The sequence below is a fragment of the Nonomuraea rosea genome (assembly GCF_039539705.1).
Classification (GTDB): Bacteria; Actinomycetota; Actinomycetes; order Streptosporangiales; family Streptosporangiaceae; genus Nonomuraea; species Nonomuraea rosea.
In genome coordinates, this window is record NZ_BAABDQ010000024.1 from 172,225 (window position 1) to 196,737 (window position 24,513).

Annotated in this window: 27 protein-coding genes and 1 pseudogene; 12 read left to right on the forward strand and 16 right to left on the reverse strand. The window is 71.3% G+C overall.

Features of this window, described 5'->3' with window-relative positions; translation table 11 throughout:
- Positions 1–5: 5 nt before the first annotated feature.
- From ABEA43_RS41660 to ABEA43_RS41685, 6 genes and pseudogenes are all read right to left on the reverse strand, one after another.
- A complete protein-coding gene (locus ABEA43_RS41660) occupies positions 6–1,028 on the reverse strand; it encodes a ketopantoate reductase family protein (protein WP_345570955.1) in 1,023 nt (340 codons plus the stop codon).
- Entirely contained in the window at positions 1,025–1,801 is a 777-nt protein-coding gene (locus ABEA43_RS41665) for an SDR family NAD(P)-dependent oxidoreductase (RefSeq protein WP_345570957.1), read from the reverse strand. The genes ABEA43_RS41660 and ABEA43_RS41665 overlap by 4 nt, the downstream gene beginning before the upstream one ends.
- Positions 1,798–3,084: an MFS transporter gene (locus ABEA43_RS41670; protein WP_345570959.1), complete on the reverse strand. Its 1,287-nt coding sequence runs from the start codon at positions 3,082–3,084 to the stop codon at positions 1,798–1,800. Before ABEA43_RS41670 ends, ABEA43_RS41665 begins: the two co-directional genes overlap by 4 nt.
- Entirely contained in the window at positions 3,081–3,968 is an 888-nt protein-coding gene (locus ABEA43_RS41675; RefSeq protein ID WP_345570961.1) for a polysaccharide deacetylase family protein, read from the reverse strand. Before ABEA43_RS41675 ends, ABEA43_RS41670 begins: the two co-directional genes overlap by 4 nt.
- Complete coding sequence (locus tag ABEA43_RS41680; RefSeq protein ID WP_345570963.1) at positions 3,965–5,005, reverse strand: Lrp/AsnC family transcriptional regulator; 1,041 nt, start codon at positions 5,003–5,005, stop codon at positions 3,965–3,967. The genes ABEA43_RS41675 and ABEA43_RS41680 overlap by 4 nt, the downstream gene beginning before the upstream one ends.
- Before the next feature lie 108 nt (positions 5,006–5,113).
- Positions 5,114–5,376, reverse strand: a pseudogene (locus tag ABEA43_RS41685) (ATP-dependent Clp protease proteolytic subunit); the annotation flags it as partial.
- Between the two features lie 193 nt (positions 5,377–5,569).
- Here ABEA43_RS41685 and ABEA43_RS41690 point away from each other — a divergent pair.
- Positions 5,570–6,937, forward strand: a complete 1,368-nt coding sequence (locus tag ABEA43_RS41690; RefSeq protein ID WP_345570965.1) for a sensor histidine kinase — start codon at positions 5,570–5,572, stop codon at positions 6,935–6,937.
- Complete coding sequence (locus tag ABEA43_RS41695) at positions 6,934–7,584, forward strand: response regulator transcription factor (protein WP_345570967.1); 651 nt, start codon at positions 6,934–6,936, stop codon at positions 7,582–7,584. The genes ABEA43_RS41690 and ABEA43_RS41695 overlap by 4 nt, the downstream gene beginning before the upstream one ends.
- A 50-nt stretch (positions 7,585–7,634) precedes the next feature.
- Here the strand turns inward: ABEA43_RS41695 and ABEA43_RS41700 are convergent, their stop codons facing one another.
- Together ABEA43_RS41700 and ABEA43_RS41705 are read right to left on the reverse strand one after the other, a co-directional pair.
- Entirely contained in the window at positions 7,635–8,498 is an 864-nt protein-coding gene (locus ABEA43_RS41700; RefSeq protein ID WP_345570969.1) for a DUF2268 domain-containing putative Zn-dependent protease, read from the reverse strand.
- Positions 8,499–8,573: 75 nt separating this feature from the next.
- Positions 8,574–9,344 (reverse strand): hypothetical protein, encoded by a 771-nt coding sequence (locus tag ABEA43_RS41705; protein WP_345570971.1) that lies wholly within the window; start codon positions 9,342–9,344, stop codon positions 8,574–8,576.
- 55 nt (positions 9,345–9,399) lie between these two features.
- On the opposite strand from ABEA43_RS41705, the gene ABEA43_RS41710 reads away from it, so the two are divergent.
- From ABEA43_RS41710 to ABEA43_RS41740, 7 genes are all read left to right on the forward strand, one after another.
- Positions 9,400–10,401: an AAA family ATPase gene (locus ABEA43_RS41710; protein WP_345570973.1), complete on the forward strand. Its 1,002-nt coding sequence runs from the start codon at positions 9,400–9,402 to the stop codon at positions 10,399–10,401.
- The gene (locus ABEA43_RS41715; protein WP_345570975.1) at positions 10,398–11,336 is read left to right on the forward strand and encodes a DUF58 domain-containing protein; all 939 of its coding nucleotides are present in this window, start codon (positions 10,398–10,400) and stop codon (positions 11,334–11,336) included. The genes ABEA43_RS41710 and ABEA43_RS41715 overlap by 4 nt, the downstream gene beginning before the upstream one ends.
- Positions 11,333–12,280: a VWA domain-containing protein gene (locus ABEA43_RS41720; protein WP_345570977.1), complete on the forward strand. Its 948-nt coding sequence runs from the start codon at positions 11,333–11,335 to the stop codon at positions 12,278–12,280. Before ABEA43_RS41715 ends, ABEA43_RS41720 begins: the two co-directional genes overlap by 4 nt.
- An 11-nt stretch (positions 12,281–12,291) precedes the next feature.
- A complete protein-coding gene (locus tag ABEA43_RS41725; RefSeq protein WP_345570979.1) occupies positions 12,292–12,882 on the forward strand; it encodes a class I SAM-dependent methyltransferase in 591 nt (196 codons plus the stop codon).
- Positions 12,879–13,418 carry a TrmH family RNA methyltransferase gene (locus ABEA43_RS41730; RefSeq protein WP_345570981.1) on the forward strand — a complete coding sequence of 180 codons (540 nt, stop codon included), beginning with the start codon at positions 12,879–12,881 and terminating at the stop codon, positions 13,416–13,418. Before ABEA43_RS41725 ends, ABEA43_RS41730 begins: the two co-directional genes overlap by 4 nt.
- A 36-nt stretch (positions 13,419–13,454) precedes the next feature.
- Positions 13,455–14,255 (forward strand): glycerophosphodiester phosphodiesterase family protein, encoded by an 801-nt coding sequence (locus ABEA43_RS41735; RefSeq protein WP_345570983.1) that lies wholly within the window; start codon positions 13,455–13,457, stop codon positions 14,253–14,255.
- Positions 14,256–14,321: 66 nt separating this feature from the next.
- The gene (locus tag ABEA43_RS41740) at positions 14,322–15,755 is read left to right on the forward strand and encodes an MFS transporter (RefSeq protein WP_345570985.1); all 1,434 of its coding nucleotides are present in this window, start codon (positions 14,322–14,324) and stop codon (positions 15,753–15,755) included.
- A 20-nt stretch (positions 15,756–15,775) separates the two neighbouring features.
- On the opposite strand, the gene ABEA43_RS41745 is transcribed toward ABEA43_RS41740, so the two are convergent.
- Positions 15,776–16,255 (reverse strand): winged helix-turn-helix transcriptional regulator, encoded by a 480-nt coding sequence (locus tag ABEA43_RS41745; protein WP_345570987.1) that lies wholly within the window; start codon positions 16,253–16,255, stop codon positions 15,776–15,778.
- A gap of 33 nt (positions 16,256–16,288) precedes the next feature.
- Here ABEA43_RS41745 and ABEA43_RS41750 point away from each other — a divergent pair, with 33 nt between their 5' ends.
- From ABEA43_RS41750 to ABEA43_RS41760, 3 genes are all read left to right on the forward strand, one after another.
- Complete coding sequence (locus ABEA43_RS41750; RefSeq protein WP_345570989.1) at positions 16,289–16,795, forward strand: nuclear transport factor 2 family protein; 507 nt, start codon at positions 16,289–16,291, stop codon at positions 16,793–16,795.
- A 106-nt stretch (positions 16,796–16,901) separates the two neighbouring features.
- Complete coding sequence (locus tag ABEA43_RS41755) at positions 16,902–17,513, forward strand: hypothetical protein (RefSeq protein WP_345570991.1); 612 nt, start codon at positions 16,902–16,904, stop codon at positions 17,511–17,513.
- A gap of 191 nt (positions 17,514–17,704) precedes the next feature.
- Positions 17,705–18,049, forward strand: coding sequence for an RNA polymerase-binding protein RbpA (locus ABEA43_RS41760; protein ID WP_043625492.1), 345 nt, complete (start codon positions 17,705–17,707; stop codon positions 18,047–18,049).
- Positions 18,050–18,487: 438 nt separating this feature from the next.
- Here ABEA43_RS41760 and ABEA43_RS41765 read toward each other — a convergent pair whose 3' ends face one another.
- From ABEA43_RS41765 to lnt, 7 genes are all read right to left on the reverse strand, one after another.
- On the reverse strand, positions 18,488–19,330 hold the full coding sequence (locus tag ABEA43_RS41765) for an alpha/beta fold hydrolase (RefSeq protein WP_345570993.1): 843 nt from the start codon (positions 19,328–19,330) through the stop codon (positions 18,488–18,490).
- Positions 19,327–19,764, reverse strand: coding sequence for a MarR family winged helix-turn-helix transcriptional regulator (locus ABEA43_RS41770; RefSeq protein WP_345570995.1), 438 nt, complete (start codon positions 19,762–19,764; stop codon positions 19,327–19,329). Before ABEA43_RS41770 ends, ABEA43_RS41765 begins: the two co-directional genes overlap by 4 nt.
- 53 nt (positions 19,765–19,817) lie before the next feature.
- Positions 19,818–20,399: a carboxymuconolactone decarboxylase family protein gene (locus ABEA43_RS41775; protein ID WP_345570998.1), complete on the reverse strand. Its 582-nt coding sequence runs from the start codon at positions 20,397–20,399 to the stop codon at positions 19,818–19,820.
- Entirely contained in the window at positions 20,389–20,718 is a 330-nt protein-coding gene (locus tag ABEA43_RS41780) for a hypothetical protein (RefSeq protein WP_345571000.1), read from the reverse strand. Before ABEA43_RS41780 ends, ABEA43_RS41775 begins: the two co-directional genes overlap by 11 nt.
- Before the next feature lie 33 nt (positions 20,719–20,751).
- On the reverse strand, positions 20,752–21,237 hold the full coding sequence (locus tag ABEA43_RS41785) for an FxsA family protein (protein WP_345571002.1): 486 nt from the start codon (positions 21,235–21,237) through the stop codon (positions 20,752–20,754).
- Positions 21,238–21,303: 66 nt separating this feature from the next.
- Positions 21,304–22,056, reverse strand: a complete 753-nt coding sequence (locus ABEA43_RS41790) for a polyprenol monophosphomannose synthase (protein ID WP_345571004.1) — start codon at positions 22,054–22,056, stop codon at positions 21,304–21,306.
- On the reverse strand, positions 22,053–23,630 hold the full coding sequence (gene lnt, locus ABEA43_RS41795) for an apolipoprotein N-acyltransferase (RefSeq protein WP_345571006.1): 1,578 nt from the start codon (positions 23,628–23,630) through the stop codon (positions 22,053–22,055). Before lnt ends, ABEA43_RS41790 begins: the two co-directional genes overlap by 4 nt.
- Between the last annotated feature and the right edge of the window lie 883 nt (positions 23,631–24,513).

Here is a 24,513-nt window from a genome sequence, read left to right on the forward strand (position 1 = left end):
GGCGGTCACAGGGCGGCCTCCAGTTCGCTGAGGTGGTCCTCGCTCATGGGCGCGCGGCCGGACTCCACGCCGGCCAGCCGGTCGAGCATGCCGCGCAGCAGCGGGGTGGCGATCCCGCCCGCCCGCGCGTGCGCGAAGACGGCCCGGTAGTGCTCGTGCACCTCGACGGGCCGACGCCGGACGGCGATGTCGCGCCAGATGCCGCTGCGGTCCTTCGGCTGGGTACGCAACCAGGCGGTGAGCCGGTCCGTCGCCGCCTCGCGGCCGGACGGCGGCGTCCCCGGCAGGTAGGCGGCCGGCTCGAACGCGTCGAACGGCTCCAGCCGGTGCCCCAGCCGGGCCGCCACCGCGAACACCTCCGCCACCAGGGCGTACATCAGCGGCCTGTGCCGGTCGATCAGGTCGGCCATCGGCGCGTCGGCCAGCGCGGTGGCGCTCAGCATGGCGCCGAAGCCCAGCTTGGACCACAGATAGCCGCTGACGTTCGCGGTGGCCTTGGCGCCCAGCCCGGCCAGGTCCGCGGCCAGCCGGTCGACCCTGGGGCTGGACTCGCCGCCCAGCTCCCCGATCACGAACGCGCCGGGGCCACCGTCGCGGATCACGCCCGGCTCGACCACGTCGGCGAACACGTTGACGAACGCGCCGACCACCCGTTCCCGGCCGACGTGCTCGGCGATGAGCTGCTCGTTGAGCCCGTTCTGGACGGACACGACGTACCCGTCCGCGGCCAGGCGGGGCGCGATCCAGGCGGCGGCGCCAGCGGTCGCCTGGGCTTTGACGCACAGCAGCACGCCGTGCAACGGCCCGTCCAATTCCTCGGGCACCTCCTCGGGGGTGGCGGCCCGCACCCGGGCGCTCTGGTCGCCGGCCGTGCCGCGCAGCACGAGGCCGTGCTGCCGGACCGCGGCGACGTGCGCGGGGTCGGCGTCGATGAGCAGGACGTCGTGCCCGCCCTTGGCCAGGTGGTACGCGACGGTGCCGCCGATGGCGCCGCCGCCGACCACCGCGTAGGCCGTGGATTCGGTCATGCGTGCTGTACCTCGCTCGTTCCGTTCCAATGCAGGGGCAGCGCGGTCGTGCCCGCCGAGGCCCCGCCGTCGACCCGCAGCACCGCGCCCGTCACCCACGCGGCCTCCGCACCGGTCAGCCAGCGCACGGCGGCGGCCACGTCCGGCGGCAGCCCGCGCCGGCCCAGCGGGTTGGCGGAGACGGCCGCGGCGTATTCCTCGGTGACGGGGTTGGCGGCGCTGTCCACGGTGACGAATCCGGGGCTGACCGCGTTGACCCGGACGCCGATCGGGCCGAGCTCGACGGCCGCGGCCTTGGTGAGCATCTCCAGCGCGGCCTTGGACGTGCAGTAATGCGCGGCGCCCGGGCGGGCGCGCAGGGCCGCGCCCGAGGCGATGTTCACCACCGAGCCGGGCCGCCCGCTCGCGGCGCACGCTCTGCCGAACGCCGCGGTGATCAGCATGGGCGCCCGTACGTTGACGTCCTGCACGCGGTCCCACTGGGCCGCGGTCATCTCCAGGAACGGCGTCGCCGGGTAGATGCCGGCCGCGTTGACCACGACGTCCACCGGGCCATGCTCCTGCCAGGCGCGATCCAGCAGCCCCGCGGCGGCGCCGGCGTCGGCCAGGTCGGCGGCGATCACGTGCGCGCCCAGCCGGTCCGCGAGCGCGGACAGGGCGTCGGCCCGCACGTCCACGGCGGTGATCCGGGCGTCGTCCGCGCTCGCGAACAGCTCGCAGATCCCGGCGCCGATCCCGCTGGCAGCGCCGGTGACCAGCACATGCGGTGTCACGTCAGCTCCTTTCCCTTGGTTTCGGGCATGGTGGCGTAGACGGCCACGCCGACCAGCGCCGCGGCGGCCACGTAGATCCAGATCTGGTCGCGGTAGCCGTTGGAGGTGAGCCAGGTGGTGACGTACGGGGCGGTGCCGCCGAAGATCGCCACGGCCAGCGCGTACGGCAGCCCGATCCCGGTCGTACGGACCTCGGCGGGGAACTGCTCGGCCATGATGACGGCGCAGTTGGCGGAGTAGCCGACCATGAACACCATGCCGATGATCTCGATCGTCAGCAGGGACCCGAACCCGCCGTCCATGAAGTGGAAGGCCGGCCAGGCCAGCACCAGGAAGCCGAGCGCGAAGGCGAGCATCGTGGGCTTGCGCCCGACCAGGTCCGACAGCAGCCCGCCGAACGGCAGCAGGATCAGGAACACCAGCACCGCGATCGTGTTGGCCAGCAGCGCCTGGTTCAGCGGGATGCCGGTGTCGATGTGCGCGAACGTCGGCATGTAGCTGACCCAGATGTAGTACAGGAGCGTTCCCGCGATGGTGATGCCCGCCACCCGCAGCGCCGCCCTGGGATGGTCCCTGACCATCGTGACCAGGGGGTTGGCGCGCTTGCGGCCCGACGACTCGACCTTGGCGAACGCCTCCGTCTCCGGCACCGACACCCGCAGCCACAGGCCGACCAGCCCGAGCAGGCCGCCGATGACGAACGCCACCCGCCAGCCCCAGCTCTCCAGCGCCGCCTGATCGAGCGAGGTGGTGAGCACCGTGCCGAGCGCGGAGGCGATCAGCACGCCGCCGCCGACCGAGACCTGCTGCCACGACCCGGCGAACGCCCGCCGCCCGCGCGCGGCCGATTCGACCAGGAACGCCGAGGAGGTGCCGAACTCGCCGCCCGCCGAGAAGCCCTGGACCAGGCGGGCCAGCACCAGCACGACCGGCGCGAGGATCCCGATCGTCTCGTAGCCCGGGCAGATCGCGATCGCGAACGAGGCCACCGCCATCAGCGAGATGGTCAGCGTCATGCCCTTCTTTCGTCCGCGCCGGTCACCGTACGCGCCGAGGATCGCGCCGCCGATGGGCCGCATGAGGAACCCGACGGCGAACACGACGAGCGTCGACAGCAGGCTCGCCGTCTCGTTGTCCGAGGGGAAGAACTGCCGGGAGAACACCGACGCGAACGTGGTGTAGATCGCCCAGTCCACCCACTCGACCGTGTTGCCGATCGCACCGGCCACGATCGCCTTGCGCTGCGCCCCGGTCAGGCGCGTGGCGGCGGCTTCGACGCTCATGACTGCTCCAGGACGTAGTCGGCGATCTGGGCGTGGGTGGCGTACCAGACGTCGTCGTGGCCGGCGATGTGGTCGAGCAGCTCGGTCAGCGCGGCGATCCGGGAGCGGTGGCCGATGATGTGCGGGTGCATGGTGAGCTGGAACAGCCCGCCGTCCTCGCGGGCGGCGTCGTACTCGTCGCGCCAGATCCCGGCCACGTCCCGCGGCGGCGTGTACGGCCGCAGCGAGCCGTAGCGCTCCATCATCAGGTAGGGGGCGTCGTCCCTGATCCACTCGACCGGGATCTCCACGATGCCGGTCGGCTCGCCGTCGGCCAGCAGCTCGTACGGCTCGTCGTCGGCCATCAGCGAGGAGTCGTAGCGCAGGCCCAGCTCGCGGGTGATGGCCAGGGTGTGGTCGGAGAAGTCCCATGACGGCGTGCGGATGCCGACGGGGCGGGCGCCGGCCAGCTTCTCCAGCGTGTCCGCGGCGCGCAGGGCCAGCTCGCGCTCGTCGGCCGGGCCGAGCGTCATGTTGCGCTCGTGGATCCAGCCGTGCATGGCGACCTCGTGACCGGCGGCGACGTAGTCACGCACCTCGCCGGGGTGCAGCAGCGCGGACACGGCCGGCATGAAGAACGAGGCGGGGATCCGGTAGCGCTCCAGCAGGCGCAGGACGCGGGGGGCGCCGACGCGGGAGCCGTACTCGCCCTGGGAGAGCTTGCCGGGCCGGGTCTCGCCGTCGCGCAGCGGGATCGTCTCGTGGTCGGAGTCGAAGGAGAGGGCGACGGCGACCCGCGCGCCGCCGGGCCACGTGGCGGGGCGCAGGCTCCGGCCCGCGCGCACCCGGCCGACGTGGCGGCGCCAGGTCTGCTCGTCCCACTGCCAGGGCTGCTGTTCGGTCATGACGAGGGGGTCTCCGTTCGTGGGGCGGGGGTTGGTACGGGTGCTCGCGCGGCGGGGGTAGGCGCCCACGCGCGTTTCAGCGTGGTGAGCTGCAGGGTGACATCGGCGGCCCGGACGCCGGGCAGAGCACCGACGTCATCGGTCAGGTAACGGAACAGCTCGCCGTAGTGCCGCAACGCCACCTGTCCCGCGAGATTGAAGCGGCCCGTGGTGGCCGACAGATAGCGGGTGGAGGGGTGCGCGGCCAGCTGCTGACCTGCCCGTTCCATCAGGCCGGGCTCGACCTCCAGCCACAGCATGAACTCCACGGCGTAGCCGAGCACCTCCGGCTCGGCCAGCGTGCGGAAGCGCAGGCAGCCACGCCGCATCAACGACTCGACGCGCCGCTTCGCCGTCGACTCGCTGCTGCCGACGGCCTGGGCGAGCGCCTTGTACGACATGCGCCCGTCCTCGCCGAGCGCGTGGACGACGGCCAGCTCCAGCTCGTCGAGCCGCTCCGACGGGCTCTGCCTGAACCGGTCCTCGAACGGCAGCTCGGCGGAGTCGCGCAACTCGGCGGTGGCCTGCTCGCCGAGCACGCCGGGGTTCCAGTCGTGGTTGGAGACGAACGTGCGGATGACCGCGTGCGTCTCGCTCTCGGTGACCCGGTCGCCGCCGGGCACGTCGGCCACCATGAGCCCGCTGATGGCCGCGTGCGTGGGCACGACGAACTCGGCCACGCAGTCCGCGCTGCCCGACACGACCGCGACGAACCGCGCCTCGGGCCTGGCCGCGATCGCGCCGGCGACGTCGTACGTCGTGCCCGGCCGGCACCGGAACCGGCTCAGCACCGGCACGCCCAGCCCGCAACGCAGCACGTCCACGACGCCGATGACGCGCAACAGCCCGCTCTCACCGAGCAGCGCGGCACGGCGGACCACGGTGGACTCACTCGCGCCGACCAGCCGGGCGACGAGGCTCCAGGGAGCCCGCCCGTTCAACTGGAGCGCCGCGACGATCGCCCGGTCCAGCTCGTCAATGTGGACGCCATCTTGCATAGAACCCACTCTTACTGACGGATTCCCTCAAATGCAAGTAAAAGTTGACGCAATCCCCACATCAGAGGTCAAACGTGCCTCACCTCACCCACCGGCAGGCTCGAACGAGCGCTTGCCCTTCGCCCCGGCCGACAGCAGCATCTGCCCCATGGACGCGGCGAACCCCCTCGCGACCGTGGCCACATCGCACGGAATGAACTGCACCATGCCGTAGAGCGCCAGCCCCGACCGCGCCGATTCGCCCGGCGAATTGATGTAAGGGGTATGTCGCGCTTGGGATCCTCGGCCGCCGGCAAAAGCCGCTCCCCGCAGAGCCGATGGCAAATGTCGTCGTCGACCTCCCGGCCGAGCACGACGATGCGTTCCTTCAGGAGGCGGTGACTGAGCTGGTCAGGCCACGCGACGCGCCGGGTCTCCGTCATGACGGTCGCCTTTCTGTGCGGGTAGTTCTGCGAAAACGCTAGACCCGGACGGCGCCATTCATGGATTCTTTTCGCTGGCGGCGCATTTCTCCAAGGGCGCATTCCATCGAGCGTGAATAATCGTCGACATACAATCGCGGATGTGCGAAGGAACCTGCCGCGCCGATGGGCGTGCCTCATCCTGGGCGGCGCGCTGCTGATGCCGTACATGATGGTCGGCGTCCTGATCGCGGCCCTGTGGGACGGCCAGCCCGCGAACCTGCTGCTGCCCGCACAGGTCGGCGTGTTCGTGGCGGTGCTGCCCGTCGTCGCGCTCACCGGGCTGTTCCTGCCGGTGCGGTCGGTGGAGGTGAACGCGGCGCAGGGCCTGCTCGGCGCGCACGTCGAGGTCCCGCCGCGTCAGCCGCGCCGTTCCTGGCAGGAGCGCCGCCGGACCGCCGCCTGGTTCACGCTGCACCTGGCGATCGGCGGCGTGGTCAGTGGCTGCACGCTGGCGGTCGTGCCGTTCACGCTGGTCATGCTGGCGCTGCCGGTGACCGGGCAGACGACGCCGGTGCTCGGGTGGCTGGTCACGCCGGGGTGGGCGGCGGTGGCCTGGGCGCTGATCGGCCTGGCGGCGCTGGCCGCGCTGGTCGCGCTGGCGGCGGGGTCCGGTGAGCTGCTGGCCCGGCTGGCTCCCGTCCTGCTCGGCCCCACCCCGTCCGAACGCCTGGCCGCCGCCGAGGAGCACTCCCGTACGCTCGCCGCGCGCAACCGCCTGGCCCGCGAACTCCACGACTCCGTCGGGCACGCGCTCAGCGTCGTCACCCTGCAGGCCGCCGCGGCCGGGCGGGTCCTGGACCGCGACCCCGCCACGGCCAGGAACGCGCTGGCCGCGATCGAGCAGTCGGCCCGTGCCGCCCTGGAAGACCTCGACCACGTCCTCGGCGTCCTCCGCGAAGACGACCAGCCGGCAGACACCCGGGCAGCAGGTGGCAGGGGCCCGCAGGCGACGCTCGCCGATCTCGACGAGCTCATCACCGCCTCGGGCGCCGACGTGCGGCAGGAGGTGGGCGATCTGTCCGGCGTGCCCGCTCTCGTCTCCAGGGAGGCCTACCGCATTCTCCAGGAGGCGCTCACCAACGCCATCAAGCACGGCTGCGGCCCCGTACGCCTGGCCGCCGCCGTACAGGGGGATGAGCTGCGGCTGGAGGTCACCAACCCGTCAGCCGCGAACGGCTCCAAGGTGGGAGGAGGCAGAGGCGTGCAGGGCATGCGCGAGCGCGTCCGCCTCCTGCACGGCGACCTGGAGGCGGGCCCCGCGACAAGCCTCGCGGCCGACCTCGGAGCAGGTCCCGCGCCGGCGCCCGCGACAGCCCTCACAGCAGGTCCCGCAGCGGGCGAGACAGCGAACGGCACGGCGGGCGAGACAGCAGGCGGCACAGCAGGCGAGGCAGTGGGCGGGGCAGTGGGGTCTGACGGCACCGGGTGGCGGGTCACCGTGCGGCTGCCGCTACGGTCGAGCTTATGACGCTCAGAGTGGTGATCGCCGACGACGAGGCACTCATCCGCGCGGGCCTGCGCATCATCCTCGATGCCGAGCCGGACCTGAGCGTGGTCGGCGAGGCCGCCGACGGCGCCGCGGTCATCCCCGTCGTACGCCGTGAGCGCCCGGACGTCGTGCTGATGGACGTACGCATGCCCGCACTCGACGGCATCCAGGCCACCAGGCGCCTCCTCACCCTGGACGACCCGCCCAAGGTGCTGGTGGTGACCACGTTCGAGAACGACGACTACGTCTACGACGCGCTGCGGGCCGGGGCCAGCGGGTTCCTGCTCAAGCGCACCAGACCGGACGACCTGATCAAGGCGGTCAAGCTGGTCGCGGCGGGTGAGTCGCTGCTGTTCCCGGCCGCGATCCGGACGCTGGCCGGCCGCCGGAACGCCGTCCCCGCGCCCGGGCGCGTACCGGGGATCGACCGGCTGACCGGCCGCGAGGGCGACGTGCTGCGCCTGATGACCCAGGGCCTGTCCAACAACGAGATCGCCGCCGAGCTGGTCGTCAGCCAGGAGACCGTCAAGACGCACGTCGGCAACGTGCTGGCCAAGCTCGGCGCGCGCGACCGCACCCAGGCCGTGATCGCCGCCTACGAGTCCGGCTTCGTCTCCCCACGCTGACCGCCCACGCGCCCAGCACGACAGCCCAGCACCTCAGCCTGCGCGACGGCCTACCGTCGCGCGCCCGCGCGTCTCATGAGCTCCGCCGCCGGCAGCAGGGTCGCCTCCGCCGCGCTCAGCCCCGTCGCCGACAGCACCTCATCGACGAGCCGCAACCCCACCGCATATCCCGCCATGTCCGGAATGCCACGAGGTTCCGCCCCGAAGCGCCGCATCGCGCTGTCCCCCAGCACGTACGCGGAAGTGTGCTGCATCCCCTCCAGCGCGAAATCCGCCATGATCCGCTCCCGAGCCGAGTCGAACGCCTCCCCGCTCACCATCGATGACCACGGCCCCATCGCCTCCGCCCCCGACAGCTCCCGTACGAACGCCTCGGCCAGCCCCTCGGCCATCACGTGCTCGCCGACCGTCACCGTCGCCGGGTTCCACTCGACGTTGGTGTAGCGCACGTTGTGGTGGAACTCGTGCACCGCCAGATGCGCGATCCTGCCGATCACCTCGTCGGAGGGCCAGCCCAGCAGGTACAGCCACCCGGGCGAGCCGCCCATGCCGTAGTAGCCGCCACCGATCCGCATCAGATGCTCGTTGTCCGGATCCCCCATCACGAACATGACCTGCAGCGACTCGGCCTGCTCAGCCGCGCCGAGCGCTTCCGAGGCGCGGCCCAGCTCGTGCCGCACCTGCCCGAGCACGTCGGCCTCGATCATGCGCCGGACGGCCGGCAGGTAGCGGGGGTCGTCGGCGTCGACGCGGAAGCCGCCGCTCTGGTGGTGGAGGTCGACGATGTCGCCGGGCATCGGGATCGCCGAGCGCATCGGCGTCAGCATCTCCCGCAACGCCTCCGGCCGCCGTTCGAGAGGCTCCTGGAGCAGCGCCGCCATCGACGCGAGTGTGTCGTGAACGATGAATTCCATGCCGCGGACGCTAGAACCTCCCGTTACGTGAGGCTCAAGCAAATAACCCGAAAGCCGATAACCGAAAGCCGGAAGCTACAGAGGCGACTCCTCGCCGGTGTCGTCGCCCGGCGTCCGCCCAGGCGTCACCTGCCCGCTCTCACTGGGCGACTGCGAGGGCGAGGGAGAAGTCGACGGCTCCGGGCTGGCCGGCGTCGGCGGCGGCGTCGGCACGAACACGGTCGGCGGCAGCTGCCTCGGCTGCGGCTCGCTGTCCTGCCTGCCGAGCAGGAGCAGCAGCAGGATCGTCGTCACCAGCAGCAACAGCAACGTCAGCGCCAGCGCCGCCAGCAGCACCCGCCTGCGCGTCTCGGTCAGCGGCCGGCGCCGCCGCGTCGGCCCCGGCAGCGCGGGCGCGCGATCGGTCAGCCAGTACGGGACGAAGTCGGGCCCGTGCGCCTCCCCGATCAGCGTCCCGCCCACCATGACCGGCTCCAGGAACCGCTCGGCCCCCGGGCGGCCCGGCACGTACGGCACCGCCACCCACGGCGCGTGCCCCTGGTCGGAGTCCAGCACCTCGGGAGCGCCCTCCAGCACCGAACCCCGTGATTTGCCCGAGCGCCCCAGCCACCCGCGCACCCCGGACCGCTCACCCCCGGCCTCCCTGATCGCGGTCAGGAACCGCTCACGCGCCGCGGCGTCGAGCGCGGCCCCTCTCGTCAGCACGGCCAGCGACACGGCGCGCCCGTCGGGCGCCTGGCCCAGGTACACGAAACCGGCCGGAGCCATGTGCAGGCGAGCCTGCACCACGAAGGGCCCCAGGCGGGGCGGATCGCCATACTGCAGGGGACTTGCCACGTTTGCCATGAAAGCACAGACGTGGCGTCGTGCACGTTTGCGGCGCGTTTGGTGGAATGGCGTCATGAGCGTCGCCGAAGAGTTGCCAGGCGGAACCGACGCGGCACTGCTGCGTCAGAGTCTCGACGAGGTCCGGCGTGTCATCGTCGGACAGGACCACATGGTCGAAAGACTGATCGTGGCCCTGCTGGCCCGCGGGCACTGCCTGCTGGAAGGAGTCCCAGGCGTCGCCAAGACCCTCGCCGCCGCCACCCTGGCCACCGTCGTGGGCGGCACGTTCGCCCGGATCCAGTTCACCCCCGACCTCGTGCCGAGCGACATCGTCGGCACGAGGGTCTTCCACCCTTCCAACGAGAAGTTCGACGTCGAGCTCGGCCCCGTGTTCGTCAACTTCCTGCTGGCCGACGAGATCAACCGGGCCCCCGCCAAGGTCCAGTCGGCGCTGCTGGAGGTGATGGCGGAGCGCCAGGTCACCCTCGCCGGCGTCACGCACCCGCTGCCCAGGCCGTTCATCGTGCTCGCCACCCAGAACCCGATCGAGTCCGAGGGCGTCTACCCGCTGCCCGAGGTGCAGCGCGACCGGTTCCTGTTCCGCGTACGGGTGCCGCATCCCACCGCGCACGAGGAGCTGGAGATCCTGCACCGCATGAGCGTCACCCCGCCCGTCGCCGAGCGGGTGCTCGACCCCGCCAAGCTGCTGGCCCTGCAGGAGGCGGCCGAGCAGGTCTCGGTCCACCAGCTCGTCGCCGACTACGTGGTACGGCTGGTCATGTCCACCCGCGCCCCCGCCGAGTACGGCCTGGCCGACCTCGCCGAGACCATCGAGATCGGCGTCAGCCCGCGCGCCACGCTGGGCCTGGTCTCGGCCGGGCGGGCGCTGGCCCTGCTGCGCGGACGCGACTACCTGCTGCCCGACGACGTACGCGACGTGGCCGTGGACGTCATGTCGCACCGGCTCATGCTCACCTTCGACGCCCTGGCCGACGGCATCGACCCCGAACAGGTCGTCAAGCAGATCCTGCACGCCGTACCCCCGCCTCTTGTCGTCTGGAACCAGAACCGTTGACCACGAGCACAGCCGAGCAGGCGCTGCGGCGCCTGGAGCTGACCGTCACCCGGCGCCTGGACGGCCTGCTGCACGGCGCCCACCAGGGGCTGCTGCCCGGCACCGGCAGCGAGGCCGGCGACAGCCGCGTCTACGTGCCGGGCGAGGACGACGTGCGCCGCATGGACTGGGCGGTCACCGCCAGGACCACCATCCCCCACGTGCGCGACCTGATCGCCGACCGTGAGCTGGAGACGTGGGCGCTGGCCGACCTGTCCGCCAGCATGGACTTCGGCACCGCCGACACCGACAAACGCGACCTGGTCGTGGCCGCGGTCGGCGCGATCGGGTTCCTGTCGAGCCGGATGGGCGACAGGTTCGGCGCGCTGGTCCTGCACGACGAGTACGTCCACCGCATGCCCGCCCGCACCGGCCGCCCCGCACTCTACGGCCTGCTGCACTCCCTCATGGACGCCCCGCGCGGCCGCCCCGTCCCCGACGCCCCCGACCTGGCCGAAGGCATCGACGTGCTGTCGGCCAGCCGCAGACGGCGCGGCATGCGGCTGATCGTCTCCGACTTCCTCGACGCCCACCCCGACCTCGACCCCGACGCCGAACGCCCATGGGAGCGCCCGATCAGGCGCCTGGCGGCCCGCCACCAGGTCCTGGCCGTGGAGGTGATCGATCCGCGCGAGCTCGAACTGCCCGACGTGGGCCGCGTCGCGTTCGCCGACCCTGAGACCGGGAACGTACGCGAAGTGCATCTTTCGCCCAAAGTTCGTCAAGCGTATGCCGAAGCGGCGGCGCTCCAGCGCGACGGCACCCGCCTTGCCCTGCGCCGCGCCGGAATCGCCCACCTCGTGTTGCGCACCGACCGGGACTGGGTGTTCGACGTCGCGCAGTTCGTCCTGCGCCAGCGCCGCATGAGCCACCTCGCCCACAGGAGACCCCGATGACGTTTCTCGCTCCTGCCTGGCTCTGGCTCTTCGTCCTCATCCTGCTGCTCGTGGCCGGCTACATCATGGCCATGTTCGCCCGCCGCCGCTACACCGTGCGCTTCACCAACCTGGCCCTGCTCAACCTCGTCGCCCCCGCGGGCCCCGGCTGGCGCCGCCACGTCGCCCCCATCCTGTTCCTCGTCCTGATGGCCCTCCTGGTCATCGGCGCCGCCAAACCCGCCGACCAGGTACGCGTCCCGCGCGACCGCGCCACCATCATGATCGCGCTGGACGTGTCGCTGTCCATGGACGCCGACGACGTCCAGCCCAACCGGATCAGCGCCGCCAAGGCCGCCGCGCAGGCGTTCGCCAGGGAGCTGCCCGACCGCTTCAACGTCGGCGTGGTCTCCTTCGCCCGCTCCGCCAACGTCGTCATCTCCCCCACCACCGACCACCAGGCCGTCGTCACCGCCATCGGCAACCTCACCACCCGCCCCGGCACCGCGATCGGCGAGGCCGTCTTCAACGCGCTCGACTCCCTGCGCTCCTTCGACCAGCAGGCCGCCACCGACCCGCCGCCGGCCGCGATCGTGCTCCTCTCCGACGGCGACAACACCTCCGGCAGATCCGTCAACGAGGCCATCGAGGCCGCCCAGCAGGCCCGCGTACCGGTCTCCACCATCGCGTACGGCACTCAGGAGGGCACCGTCAACATCGACGGCCGGCCGGTCAACGTGCCCGTGAACAAGCAGACCCTGCAGTCGCTGTCCGACGGCACCAGCGGCCGCGCCTACGCCGCCGAGTCCGGCAGCGAGCTGCGCGAGGTCTACGAGCAGATCGGCACCTCACTCGGCTACAAGCTGGTCAACCAGGAGATCACCCAGTGGTTCATCGTGGCCGCGATCCTCACCGGGCTGCTGGTGTCCGGCTCCGCGGTCCTGTTCGGTTCCCGCATCCCGTAACGTTTTCCCACGTGGCCCACTACTTCTCCGAGCAGCCGAAGACCGCGAGCAGGCCGGGCTCCGTCGACCTGGTCCTGCCCGACCTGCATCTGCGGCTGGAGACCGACAGCGGCGTGTTCTCGCCGGAGAGGGTCGACGTGGGCACCCGGATCCTGCTGGAGAGCGTCCCGCCGCCGCCTCAGGAGGGCGACCTGCTCGACCTGGGCTGCGGCTACGGCCCCGTCGCGCTGACCATGGCCTCGCGGGCCCCGGAGGCGACCGTCTGGGCCGTCGACGTGAACCGGCGCAGCCTGGAGCTCACCAAACGGAATGCGCAAACCGCCCGCCTTTACAAAGTAAGATCGGTACATGTCGACGAAGTGCCGGATGACGTAAAATTTCGGGCTATCTGGTCTAACCCTGCGATCCGCATCGGAAAGCAGGCCCTGCACGACATGCTCACCAGGTGGCTGACCCGGCTGACTCCCGACGGCGTCGCCTACCTGGTCGTCCAGAAACACCTCGGCTCGGACTCCCTGCAGCGCTGGCTCGGCGAGCAGGGCTGGCAGGCCTCCCGCGAGGCCAGCCGAGCCGCCTACCGGATCCTGAAGGTGACCCGATGAGAAGACAACTGCGCCCCACCGACGTCAAGCGGCTCAACCGCACCTGGCGCAGGAACACCGGAAACCGGCTCGGCCTCATCGTCGAGTCGGTCACCGGCCCGTTCAACATCGGCTCGATCTTCCGCAGCGCCGCCGCGTTCGGCGTGGACGAGATCTGGCTCGCGGGCAACGCCACCCCGCCGACCAACCCCAAGGCGGGCAAGACGGCGCTCGGCACCGAGCGGCTGGTCACCTGGCACGAGGCGGTGCCCGCCACCGAGGCGGTCAAGGCGGCCAGGGAGGCCGGCTACACCGTGCTGGCGATCGAGCTGACCGGCGAGGCGGTGCCGCTGCACAAGGCGAACCTGAGCCGCGACGTGTGCCTGGTGGTCGGCAGCGAGGACCACGGCTGCTCCCCCGCCCTGCTCGACGCCGCCGACGGCGTCTGCTACATCCCGCAGGTCGGCCGGGTGGGCTCGTTCAACGTGGCGGTGGCCGCGGCCATCGCGCTGTCCGAGGCCCGCCGGCAGGAGTGGGAGAATCTCCCCGATTCGTAACCGAACCGTTCACCCGGGAAGGGCATACTTCAGGACGTGCTCAGCCGCCGATTCGCTTTTCTCGACCATCCGGGCCCGCTGCCCTTCGCACACCGCGGAGGCGCCGCCGAGGGCGCGGAAAACTCCATCGCGGCCTTCGAGCGGGCGGTCCGGCTCGGCTACACCTATCTGGAGACCGACGCCCACGCCACCGCCGACGGCGTGCTGCTCGCCTTCCACGACCACACGCTCGACCGCGTGACCGACCGGCGGGGCCGCATCTCCGAGCTGCCCTACCAGGCGGTCGCGCGGGCCCGCATCGGCGGGGTGCACGAGATCCCGCTGCTGGAGGACCTGCTCGGCACCTGGCCGGAGATCCGCTTCAACATCGACGTCAAGGAGGCGGCCGCGATCGCGCCGCTGGCCGAGGCGGTCCGGCGTACCAACGCCTATGACCGGATCTGCCTGACCTCCTTCTCCGACGAGCGCCTGGTCATGGCCAGGGCGGCGCTCGGGCGGGAGGTGTGCTCGGCGCTCGGCCCGCGCGGCGTCGCCGCGCTGCGGGCCGCCGCGGCCACCTCCGGCTACGGCCGCCTGCTGGCCCGCCTGTCGCGCGCGGGGATCCCGTGCGCGCAGGTGCCGGTGGGCTTCCGCGGCCTGCGGGTCACCACCGGACGCCTGATCCGTACGGCGCACGCCATCGGCATGCAGGTGCACGTGTGGACCATCAACGACCCCGCCCGCATGGAGCACCTGATCGGGCTGGGCGTCGACGGCATCATGACCGACAACGTGACCGGCCTGCGCGACGTGCTCGATCGCCGCGGCCTGTGGCATCCCGGCCGCCTGGCCGCATAGAACGACGCATTCCCCCGTAGTACGCCGGATTCCGGCCGTACGGCCGCAGAGGAGCGACCCGACACCATGCCCGTACCCGCACCCCCCGCGGCCCTCGACGACTCCCCCGCAGCGCGCAGGCGCGAGCAACGCGGCTGGTACTTCTACGACTGGGCCAACTCCGCCTTCTACACCACGATCATCTCGGTCTTCCTCGGCCCCTACATCATCCCGGTGGCCAAGACCGCGGCCTGTGCCAAGGACTTCCCGGACGTGGCCGCCGCGACGTGCGTGTCCACCTTCGACCAGCTGGCCGCCGACCACCCGGGGCTCGGGTACGTCGACGTCTTCGGCGCCGACATCAGGCCGGCCGCGTTCTTCGGGCTGACGCTGACGATCGCGGTGTTCCTGCAGATCGTGTGCCTGCCGATCGTCGGCGCGCTGGCCGACCACACCGGCCGCAAGCGGGAGCTGCTCGGCGGCTTCGCCTATGCCGGGGCGCTGGCCACGATGGGGCTGTTCTTCGTCGAGGGCGACCGCTACCTGCTGGGCGGCGGCCTGTTCATCCTGGCGAACCTGGCCTTCGGCTCCTCGGTGGTGGTCTACGACTCGTTCCTGCCGCAGATCTCCACGCCGCAGGAGCGCGACAAGGTCTCCTCGCGCGGCTGGGCGATCGGCTACCTGGGCGGCGGCCTGCTGCTGGCCCTCAACCTGGCGCTCTACCTCCAGTACGAGAGCCTGGGGCTGAGCCAGGGCATGGCGGTGCGCATCTGCATGCTGTCGGCGGGCCTGTGGTGGGCGACGTTCACGATCGTGCCGCTGCTGCGGCTGCGCAACCGGCCGGTGCCCACACATGAGACCACGGCGCTGCGCTCGGTCGGCGGCAGCTTCCGCCAGCTCGGGCGCACCCTGTCCGAGCTGCGCAAATATCCTCTGACGCTGCTGTTCCTGATCGCCTACCTGGTCTACAACGACGGGGTGCAGACGGTCATCGGCAACAGCGCGGCCTTCGCCTCCGAGGCGCTCAAGCTGGACACCACCGTGCAGATCACGGCGATCCTGATGGTGCAGTTCGTGGCGTTCTTCGGGGCGCTGCTGCTCGGCCGGCTGGCCCGCAGCTACGGGACCAAGCGGACGGTCCTGGCGAGCCTGGTGGTGTGGACGGTGATCGTGGTGGCGGCCATGTTCGTGGTCGAGGGCCAGGCGGTGCAGTTCTACCTGCTGGCGTTCGCGATCGCGATCGTGCTGGGCGGCACGCAGGCGCTGTCGCGCTCGCTGTTCTCGCAGGTGATCCCCAAGGGGCGGGAGGCCGAGTACTTCAGCCTGCTGCAGATCAGCGACAAGGGGTCGGCGTTCATCGGGTCCCTGACGGTCACCATCGCGCTGCAGCTCACCAACAGCTACCGGATCGCCATCGTCTCGATGATCATCTTCTTCGTGATCGGCTTCGTGCTGCTCGCCCTGACGAACCTGCCCAAGGCCATCCGCGCCGCCGGCAACGAGGTGCCCGACACGATCTGAGCCGCACTCTCCCGTGGGGCTCAGGAGCCGGCGGCCAGCAGCATCGTGCCGGGGCCCTGAGCCGCGCCTGGGCCGCGTACGGCCGTCACGGTGTCCGCCGTGGCCTCCCCGCCGCAGTGCGGGCACGTGACGACCGGGCTGAAGCGCGCGCCGCAGGAGTGCACCAGCAGCGCCGGCGGGCCGCCGGGCGGGGTGGACCAGCGGTCGCCCCACGCCATCAGCGTCAGCAGGGCCGGCACGATGTCCCGGCCCGCCTCGGTGAGCACGTATTCATGGCGTACCGGACGCTCCTGGTACGGCCGCCGCTCCACCACCCCGGCCGCGACCAGATGCTCCAGGCGGCGGGTCAGCAGGTTGCGCGAGATCCCCAGATCCTCCGCCAGGTCGTCGAATCTGGCCAGCCCCAGGAACAGGTCGCGCAGGATCAGCGGCGTCCACGGCTCGGCGACCACGCCGACGGCCTGAGCGATGGAGCAGTGCATCTCACCGAACCTGTTCATGGACCCAGGATAGTGGGTTGATAAAGTGAACTCATGACAGTTCACATTCAGGACTCACCCGCCCTGGCGTACCGGCGGGCCGGCGAGGCCCACGACCTCGACGCGCTCATGGCCACCCTCGCCGACGACGTGGTCTTCCACTCGCCGCTCAGCGCCAATGCCGCCTTCGAGGGCAAGGAACAGGTTCGGGAGCTGTTCTCCGTCGTCTTCGGCGCACTGTCCGGCATCCGCTACCTGAAGGACGTCGGCGACGAGCGGACGCGCGCGCTGACGGCGACCGCCCGGCTCGGCCGCCAGGAGCTGCACGAGTCGGCCGTCGTCGAGGTGGGCGCGGACGGCCTGATCGAGGAGGTCACCATGTGGATCCGGCCGCTGCCGGCGCTGACCGCGATGATGGCCGCGCTCGGCCCCGGGCTCGCCAGGGCCACCGGCAGGCCGGGCCTCCCGCTGCTGGTCAGCGCCGCCGTGAAGCCGCTGGCGGCGATGACCAGGCTCGGCGACCGCACCCTCGTGCCCCTGCTGACCCGCAGAGGCCGGTGACCCCCGAGTATCGCCGCTCCAAAGCGAGAGCACTGCTCTTGACATCGGACGCTCATAGCGAGAGCATTGCTCTCACAACAGAGCAACGCACTTTCTAGGAGTTCCGATGGCCCCCCGGCTCACCTCAGCCGCCTTCGCCGCGAGCGGCATCCTGTTCCTCGCCTACATCGCCGTCCGGCCCGCGGGTGACGACGCCACCGCCATGGCCTCCACCGCCTGGGTGGCCGGGCACGCCGCCGCCATGGCGGGGTTCATCCTGCTCGGTCTCGGCATGCTCGGGCTGCACCAGGTGCTCGGCGACCGCCTGTCCCTGCGCGCGGCGGCGGTGACATGGGCCGGCGCGGGCCTGACCCTCCCCTACTACGGCGCCGAGGACTTCGGGCTGAACGTCATCGCCCAGCGCTCACTGCGCGACCAGGCGCCCGCGCTGATGGAGCTGGCCGAGCAGTTCAGGTACGGGCCCGTCGCCGTCACCATGTTCGCCGCCGGACTGCTGCTGCTCGGCGTGGGAGCGGTGATGGCGGCGGTGTCGGTGTGGCGGACCGGTGTGCTGGCGAGGTCGAGCGCGCTGGCGCTCGCGCTGGGATTCGCCCTCTTCCTGCCGCAGTTCTTCACCCCGTACCCGGTTCGGGTCGCGCACGGCGTGCTCATTTTTGCCGGCGGGATCTGGCTGGCCGCCGCGCTGGTTTTCCCGAGAGCGCGCCGAGCGGTCGCCTGACCAGGCACATCGAAATAAGATGAATCACGGAACCCCTGGCCCACGGGCCCAAACATGGGCCGCGCCAAGAACCGACGGCCTAACCGCGATTGGATCACCTCGCGTTGGGGAATCCCATCACGGTACCAAGCGTTAGACACCGTGGGAGACAGACCCCCCACGCATGGGGGCCCTGTAGGAGGCATTTAAACATGGGCGAGCGCGCGCTTCGTGGCACCCGGCTCGGGGCAACCAGCTACGAGAACGACCGTAACACGGATCTGGCCCCGCGCCAGGAGGTGTCCTACACCTGTCCTAAGGGCCATCGCTTCGAGGTTCCGCTTGCCGCCGAGGCCGAGATTCCCGCGACGTGGGAGTGCCGCATGTGCGGCGCGACCGCCGTGCGCGTGGACGGCGAGCAACCGGAATCCAAGAAGACGAAGCCCCCGCGGACACACTGGGACATGCTCCTGGAGCGGCGGTCCATCGAGGATCTGGAGGAGGTGCTCAACGAGCGGCTCGCAGTATTGCGGGCTCAGCGTCGTAAGAGCGCATGAGCTGATCTCACGGTGAAACCCCCGGGCTCTGCCCGGGGGTTTTTCTTGCCGTACGCCAGGAGGCCGTTACCACCTTTGGTTGCGGTTCACGAGCCGCACGACGGCGTACACGATCCCGCCGATCACGCCGGCCGCCACGAGGAAGAGCACGGCGAGGATCACGAGCTCGGGAAGACCCAGATTCATGGTCTGACGATAACCCGGCGCCGGTTGATGTCCAGTTGAGGATTTGCCGAGCGGAGGAACGCCAGGGCGTCAGGAGGCCGTTACCACCTTTGGTTGCGGTTCACGAGCCGCACGATGGCGTACACGATCCCGCCGAGCACGGCGGCCGCCACGAGGATGATGAGCACGGCCAGGATCCCGAGCCCGGAAAAAGTCATGGTCTGACCATAACCCGGCGCCGGTTGATGTCCAGTTGAGGATTTTGCTGAGATGTCAGCGGAGGAACGCCAGGGCGTGCTCGGCCACGACGACGCCTGATTTCCCCTGAGGCCCGAAATGGTGCAGGCCGTCCAAGGTTTCGAGCGTCGCGCCAGGAAGGGCGCTCCGCACGACGCCGTACTCCGCCCTGCTCGCACGCGAGCTGCGCCTCCCGCAGAGGAGCAGCACCGGAGCGGTGACGGCCGAGAACGCGGCAAGCCGGCCCTGCTGGGCCGCCACCTGCTCGTGCTCGGCCAGATTGGCCTCCAGAAGGGGCCGCATCCGCTGCCAGCCCGGCCCGCGGAAGCCCACCCGTAACGCCAGGCGCAGATACCAGTAGGGCAGCTTCGCCAGATAGGCCGGCGCACCGCCCACGCCCCGGATGAAGTGAACGAACGCTCCATGAGGATCGCCCGCGGCAAGCCGCTCCCGGTAAGGGGCCATCCAGGCGGTGGGGACGTGACCGGCGGGCAGTCCCGGCTCATAGACCGCGATGCGCTCGAACGCCTGGGACGACCGTGCGGTCTCCAGGACGACGAGTCCGCCGTAGCTGTGACCGAACGCCAGCCGCGCTCCGGTCTCCGCCTGGATGGCGAGGAGGTCCGCCACCTCCGTCTCCAGGGTGTACCGGGCTCCCTGAGGGCCGCTGGCGCCGCGTCCCCGCCGCTCGGCGAGATGCACCGTGAACGAGCGGGCCAGCGCCGTGGCCAGCGGCAGGTAGTCCTCCGAGGTGCGCAGAGCGCCGCCGACCACGATGAGGCCCGGCCCGGCGCCCATCGTCCGATAGCCGATCGTCGTGCCGTCCGCCGAGACGACCGCGCGCCGGCTCACCGGCGGGGTCTGGATGCTCTGGCTCATTTCGCCCTCTCCCGCTCTGCCTGGTCGAACGTCGCGAGCAGCTGCGCGGTGTGCTTCGCGTAGTCCTCGTACGGCACGCCGCTGTGTGCCACGAGCGCGGCCAGCCGTTCTTCGAGCCCCTGCTGCACCGAGGCCACCAGCTGCTTCCCCTTGTCCGTGAGGCTCAGCCGCCGGCGGCGGCCCCCGCCGGGGTCGGGCTGGACGTCGAGAAGCCCCTCGGCGGCGAGGACACCGGTCATCCGGCTCACCGACGGCTCGGTCACGCCGAGGGCGTCGGCGAGGGCTCGTTGCGTCGAGGCGCCCAGCTCCCCCACCAGGGTCAGCGCCAGGAAACGCCGGTAGGACACGTTGTACTCCGCCCGCAGGATCCGGTCCGCGGCGCGGTCGAGGCGGGCGGTGAGCACATGCAGGTCGAAACTCAGATGGTGTGCCACCCTGCTAACTTAACATTCTAACTTAGCAATGCAAGTTGCAATTATGGGCAGGGCTACCGGTAGCCTCGTTTGAGCAGGTATTTCGCCCCCGCCTCGAAGCCCTCGGGACTGAGCGGCTCGAAGCCGAAGGCGTCGGCGAGCCGGTTGGTCGTGTTGAAGGCGGCGCAGACCGCCAGCGCGTCCTCGACCTGCTGGGGTGAGACCCCGGCGGCCAGCACGTCCTTCATGTCCGCCGCGCCGACGGTGCCCTCCCTGGTCAGCTTGCCGAGCATCCGCAGCGTCGCCCGCAGCGGCTCCTCGACGGGGGCGGACTCCAGGTCGGCCAGCACCGCCGCGACCCGTGGCCCGTCCTGGCACGCCTGTTTCGCGGTCGCGGTGTGCGCGGCGACGCAGAACGCGGACTCGTTCACCGTGGACACGTAGGCCGCCATCAGCTCCCGGTCGCCTGCCGACCAGGCGGACGGCCCGCGCATCGCCTCGTGGGTGAGCTCCTTGGCACGCGCGCCGTAGAAGTCGGGCCGGTAGAAGACCAGCTTGGCGGCGTCGGGCACCGGGTGCCGCGAGAACAGCCGGATGAGCGCGAAGAGCAGCTTGGTCCCGGGGCGGTAACCGTGATCGAGGATGTCAAGTCGCACGATCCGGCCTCCCGGTCGCCTCGGCCAGGGCGGCCAGTCCTGCTTCGTACAGCCGGGCGGACTGGCCGACCGCGGCGCAGACCACCAGCTCGAAAAGCTGGTCCTCGGTGCAGCCCGACGCCTTCGCCGCAGCCAGGTCCTGCTCCGTGACCTGCGCCGGGCTGCCGGCCACCTTGCCGATGAGCGCGGCCAGCGGCGGGGAAAGGCCCTCGTTGGCGAAGGCCCGCGCCCGCTGCTCCGCGGCCGCCGTGCCCTCGCCGTTCAGGACGCGATCCACCAGGCCTCGGTGCATCGCTCGCTTCTTGTCCTCGTCCGGCACGATGCCCTCCTTCGCAACCGAAAGGACGGGCGCTCAGGAGTCGCGGTCCTCGCGGATGACCTCGCCGTGCACCACGCGCCCGCTGTGCGGGGCCGCGGCGTCCTGCGTGGGGGCGGCGGGGAAGAGGTTCGCGTACGGCGAAGCGGCCGCCATCTTCTTGACCCGCCGGTCGAAGAACCACGAACCGAGCCGGCGCATCATCGGCCGGGTGAACGGCAGGATGCACAGGAACCCGAAAATGTCGGTGAAGAAGCCCGGCGTCAGCAGCAACGCGCCGCCGACCAGGATCAGGCCGCCGTCGGCCAGCTCACGGTCGGGCATCCGGCCGGACTCCAGGGCGGTCTGCAGCGCTCGCCAGGCCCTGCGGCCCTCACGGCGTACGAGCCAGGCCCCGAGCAGGCTGTCGGCGATGAGCAGGGCGACCGTCGCGGGCCCGCCGATCACCGACCCGACCTGGATCAGCAGCCAGATCTCCAGAACGGGCACGACCAGGAAGGCCAGGAAGAGCAGAAGCCGCATCGTTTCCTCGATTCCGCACAAGCGCGCTACAGCAGGAACAACGCCCGGCGCCCCCGATGCGTTCCGCTAACCGTGGCGGCGATTGCCACGCATCCGCTTGGGCAGGCCGGTGATGCCCCACAGGCCGATGCGCCACAGCGCCTCGGACATGATCTTGCCGCTCATCTTGCTCTTGCCGACCGTCCGCTCCACGAACGTGATCGGCACCTCCACCACCCGCAGCCCGTGCCGCGCCGTGCGCAGGGTCAGGTCGACCTGGAAGCAGTAGCCCTGCGACTCCACGCCCGACAGGCCCACCTTCTCCAGGGTGGCGGCGCGGTAGGCGCGGAACCCGGCGGTCGCGTCGCGTACGGGCAGGCCGAGCATGACCCTGGTGTAGAGGTTGGCGCCCTTGGACAGCAGCTCGCGCCGGTGCGGCCAGTTGACCACCTTGCCGCCCGGCACGTAACGCGAGCCGATCGCCAGGTCGGCCCCGTCGGCCAGCGCCTCCAGCAGCTTGGGCAGCTCCTCGGGCTGGTGTGAGCCGTCGGCGTCCATTTCCACCAGCACGTCGAAGCCCTCGTCGAGCCCCCAGCGGAACCCGGCGATGTAGGCGGCGCCGAGCCCCTGCTTGCCGGGCCGGTGCAGGACGTGGACCTGGTCGTCACCGGCGGCGAGCGTGTCGGCGACCTCGCCGGTGCCGTCGGGGCTGCTGTCGTCGGCCACCAGCAGGTGGGCCTCCGGCACGGCCGCGCGGATCCGCTCGACGATCATGGGCAGGTTGTCGCGCTCGTTGTAGGTCGGCACGACGACGAGCACCCGGCCCAGAGTCTCCATCATCCGTCGTTCCTCATCCGATCGCCTCGCCGCCTGCCCCGCCACAGGGCGGCTCCCGCCGCCGCCGCTCCCATCACCATCAATGCCCATTCAGGAACCCCGCCCACCTTCGTGGCGATCGTTTCCTGGGTGCGTACGGGCACCTTGACCACGTTCATGTCCGCGACCAGTTCGCGGGTCTGCCAGGAGACCTTACCGTCAGGCGTGACGTAGGCGGAGATCCCGGTGGTGGCGGCGGTCACGACGGCCCTGTTGTGCTCCACGGCGCGCAGCTTGGACATGGCCAGCTGCTGCGGCGGCAGGTTGGACTCGGCGTAGCTGGCGTTGTTGGTCTGCACCACGATCGGGGTGCCGCCGGCGCGCACGGTCTCACGCACGGTGTCGTCGTAGGCCACCTCGTAGCAGTTGACGGCGCCGATCGTGACGGGGCCCAGCTTCAGGTCGCCCGGCTTGTCCCCGGGCACCGACTGCCTGCCGACCAGGCCGGCCCGCTCCCACAGCGCGAGCACGATCTCCTTGAACGGCGTGTACTCCCCGAACGGCACCAGACGCTGCTTGTCGTAGTAGTCGCCGGCCCCGGTCACGGGGTCCCAGACGAGGCTGCGGGTGGCCCGCCGGTCGTCGCCGATCGCCACCACGGCGCCCACCAGCGTGGGCACGCCGACGTCGCGCACGGAGTCCTGGATGATCTCCCGGGCGGTCTCGTCGCGGTAGGGGTCGATGTCCGTGGAATTTTCCGGCAGGATCACGATGTCCGGCTTGAGAAGCTTTCCATCCCGTACGGCCTGGGCCAGCCTTTTCGTCTCGTTGGCATGATTTTTCAGGACAACGGCGGGTTCGTCGCCCAGGATGTACATGCCGCGGCCGGGGACGTTCCCTTGCACGATGCCGACGTTGATCGTCCTGCCCTCGTCGCCCGGCCTGGGCACCGCGAAGCTCAGCACGGGCACCGCCAGCGCCAGCGCGACCGAGACGGCCCTGCGGAGCGCTCGTGCGCCCCCGCTTGCTGCGGCGCTGCCGAGAGTGGCGGCCGGGCGTACGAGGACGGCGTGGGCCAGCAGGGCGCCGCACAGGACGACGGCGAAGGACACCAGCGGCGCGCCACCGAGGGCCGCGTACGAGGTGAACAGTGACTCGCCCTGGCTGAAGGCCACCCGCGCCCAGGGGAACCCGCCGATGGGCACCAGGCCGCGGGCCCACTCCATGGCCACCCACAGCCCGCCGAACCACAGCGGCCAGAACGGCAGCCGGAACACGAGCGCGGCCAGCGCGGCCATGGCCGCATAGAACAGGCCTTCTACGCCGACCAGCATGAACCAGACGTCGTCACCGATGGTGCGCACCCAGGCGAGGGCCGGGAAGAGGAACACGAGCGCGGCCACGTAGCCGAGCCAGGCGGCCCGGCGGGGGCGCGTGCCGTAGAGGGCGCCGGTGATCAGGGCGATGCCGAGCGGCGCGCACAGCCACCAGTCGAGCGGCGGGAAGGCGGCGAACAACGCCAGCCCACCGGCCACCGCGGCGGCGACCCTGGCGAGCAGCACCCGCTTCGGCTCCCGCCCGGCCCTTCCGCCCGCCATGGCCGGCCCCCCAGAGGACCCATCCGCCTCCGGGGGCACCTCCCCGCCTCCCCCGGCTCCGGCGCCGGCGGGCGATTGGCCATCATCAGGGGTCTCGGGGCGAGCGGACTCAGAGCGAGCGGACTCAGCTTGCGCGTTCGCCGGCAGCGGATCGGACACGGTCTCGTCCGCGGACGCTCCACCAGATGCGGCGCCGTTCACGGCCACCGGCTCGCCGACGGCGTCGGGCGGACCCCCGTTCGTGGGCGCGGGCGTTCCAGATGCGGCACCTGTAACGGGCGCCGGGGCGGTTTCCGATGGTGGGATGTGCGGGGTGCGGGAGGCGTCGGGCGAAGGCTCGGCGACCGCTTCAGGGGCCACGGTCAGGGCCTGCGCGCGGTCGGCCGGCTCGGGCGAGGACGCGTCGTCCGCGGGGGGGGGCGCGGTCGGAGGAGGCCCCTCAGCGGGGGTCGAGTCGCGCCCGGACACGGGCGGAAGGCTCGTTTTGTCCTGAACCACTCCGGGGTCTCCTCGCCAAACTCGCAAGCATGCTCGCGAAAACGCTACCGCCCCGCCGGCCACGTTCACGCCAGCGTGGCGCAGGAAGATCGGAAAATCGAGCCAGGCAACTCACCCGGGGCCGGCGGCGCCGGGCGACGCGAGCGGCCCTCACGTCGCACGAGGAGCCCGCAGCGCGGCAGGCCCACACCGTAAGACCACAGCAGCCCCCGTACGACCGCAGCAGCGCCATACGAGCCCAGCGAGCGCCCTGCATGCCCCGCAGGGCAGAAGGGCCGCGGCGCAGGGGGCCGGCAGGGTGATCCCGCGACCGACGGGACCACCCGGCGCATTGGCGGTCCGCGCACGAGAGCGGGAAGAGGGCCCGGAAACCCTTCGGACCGGA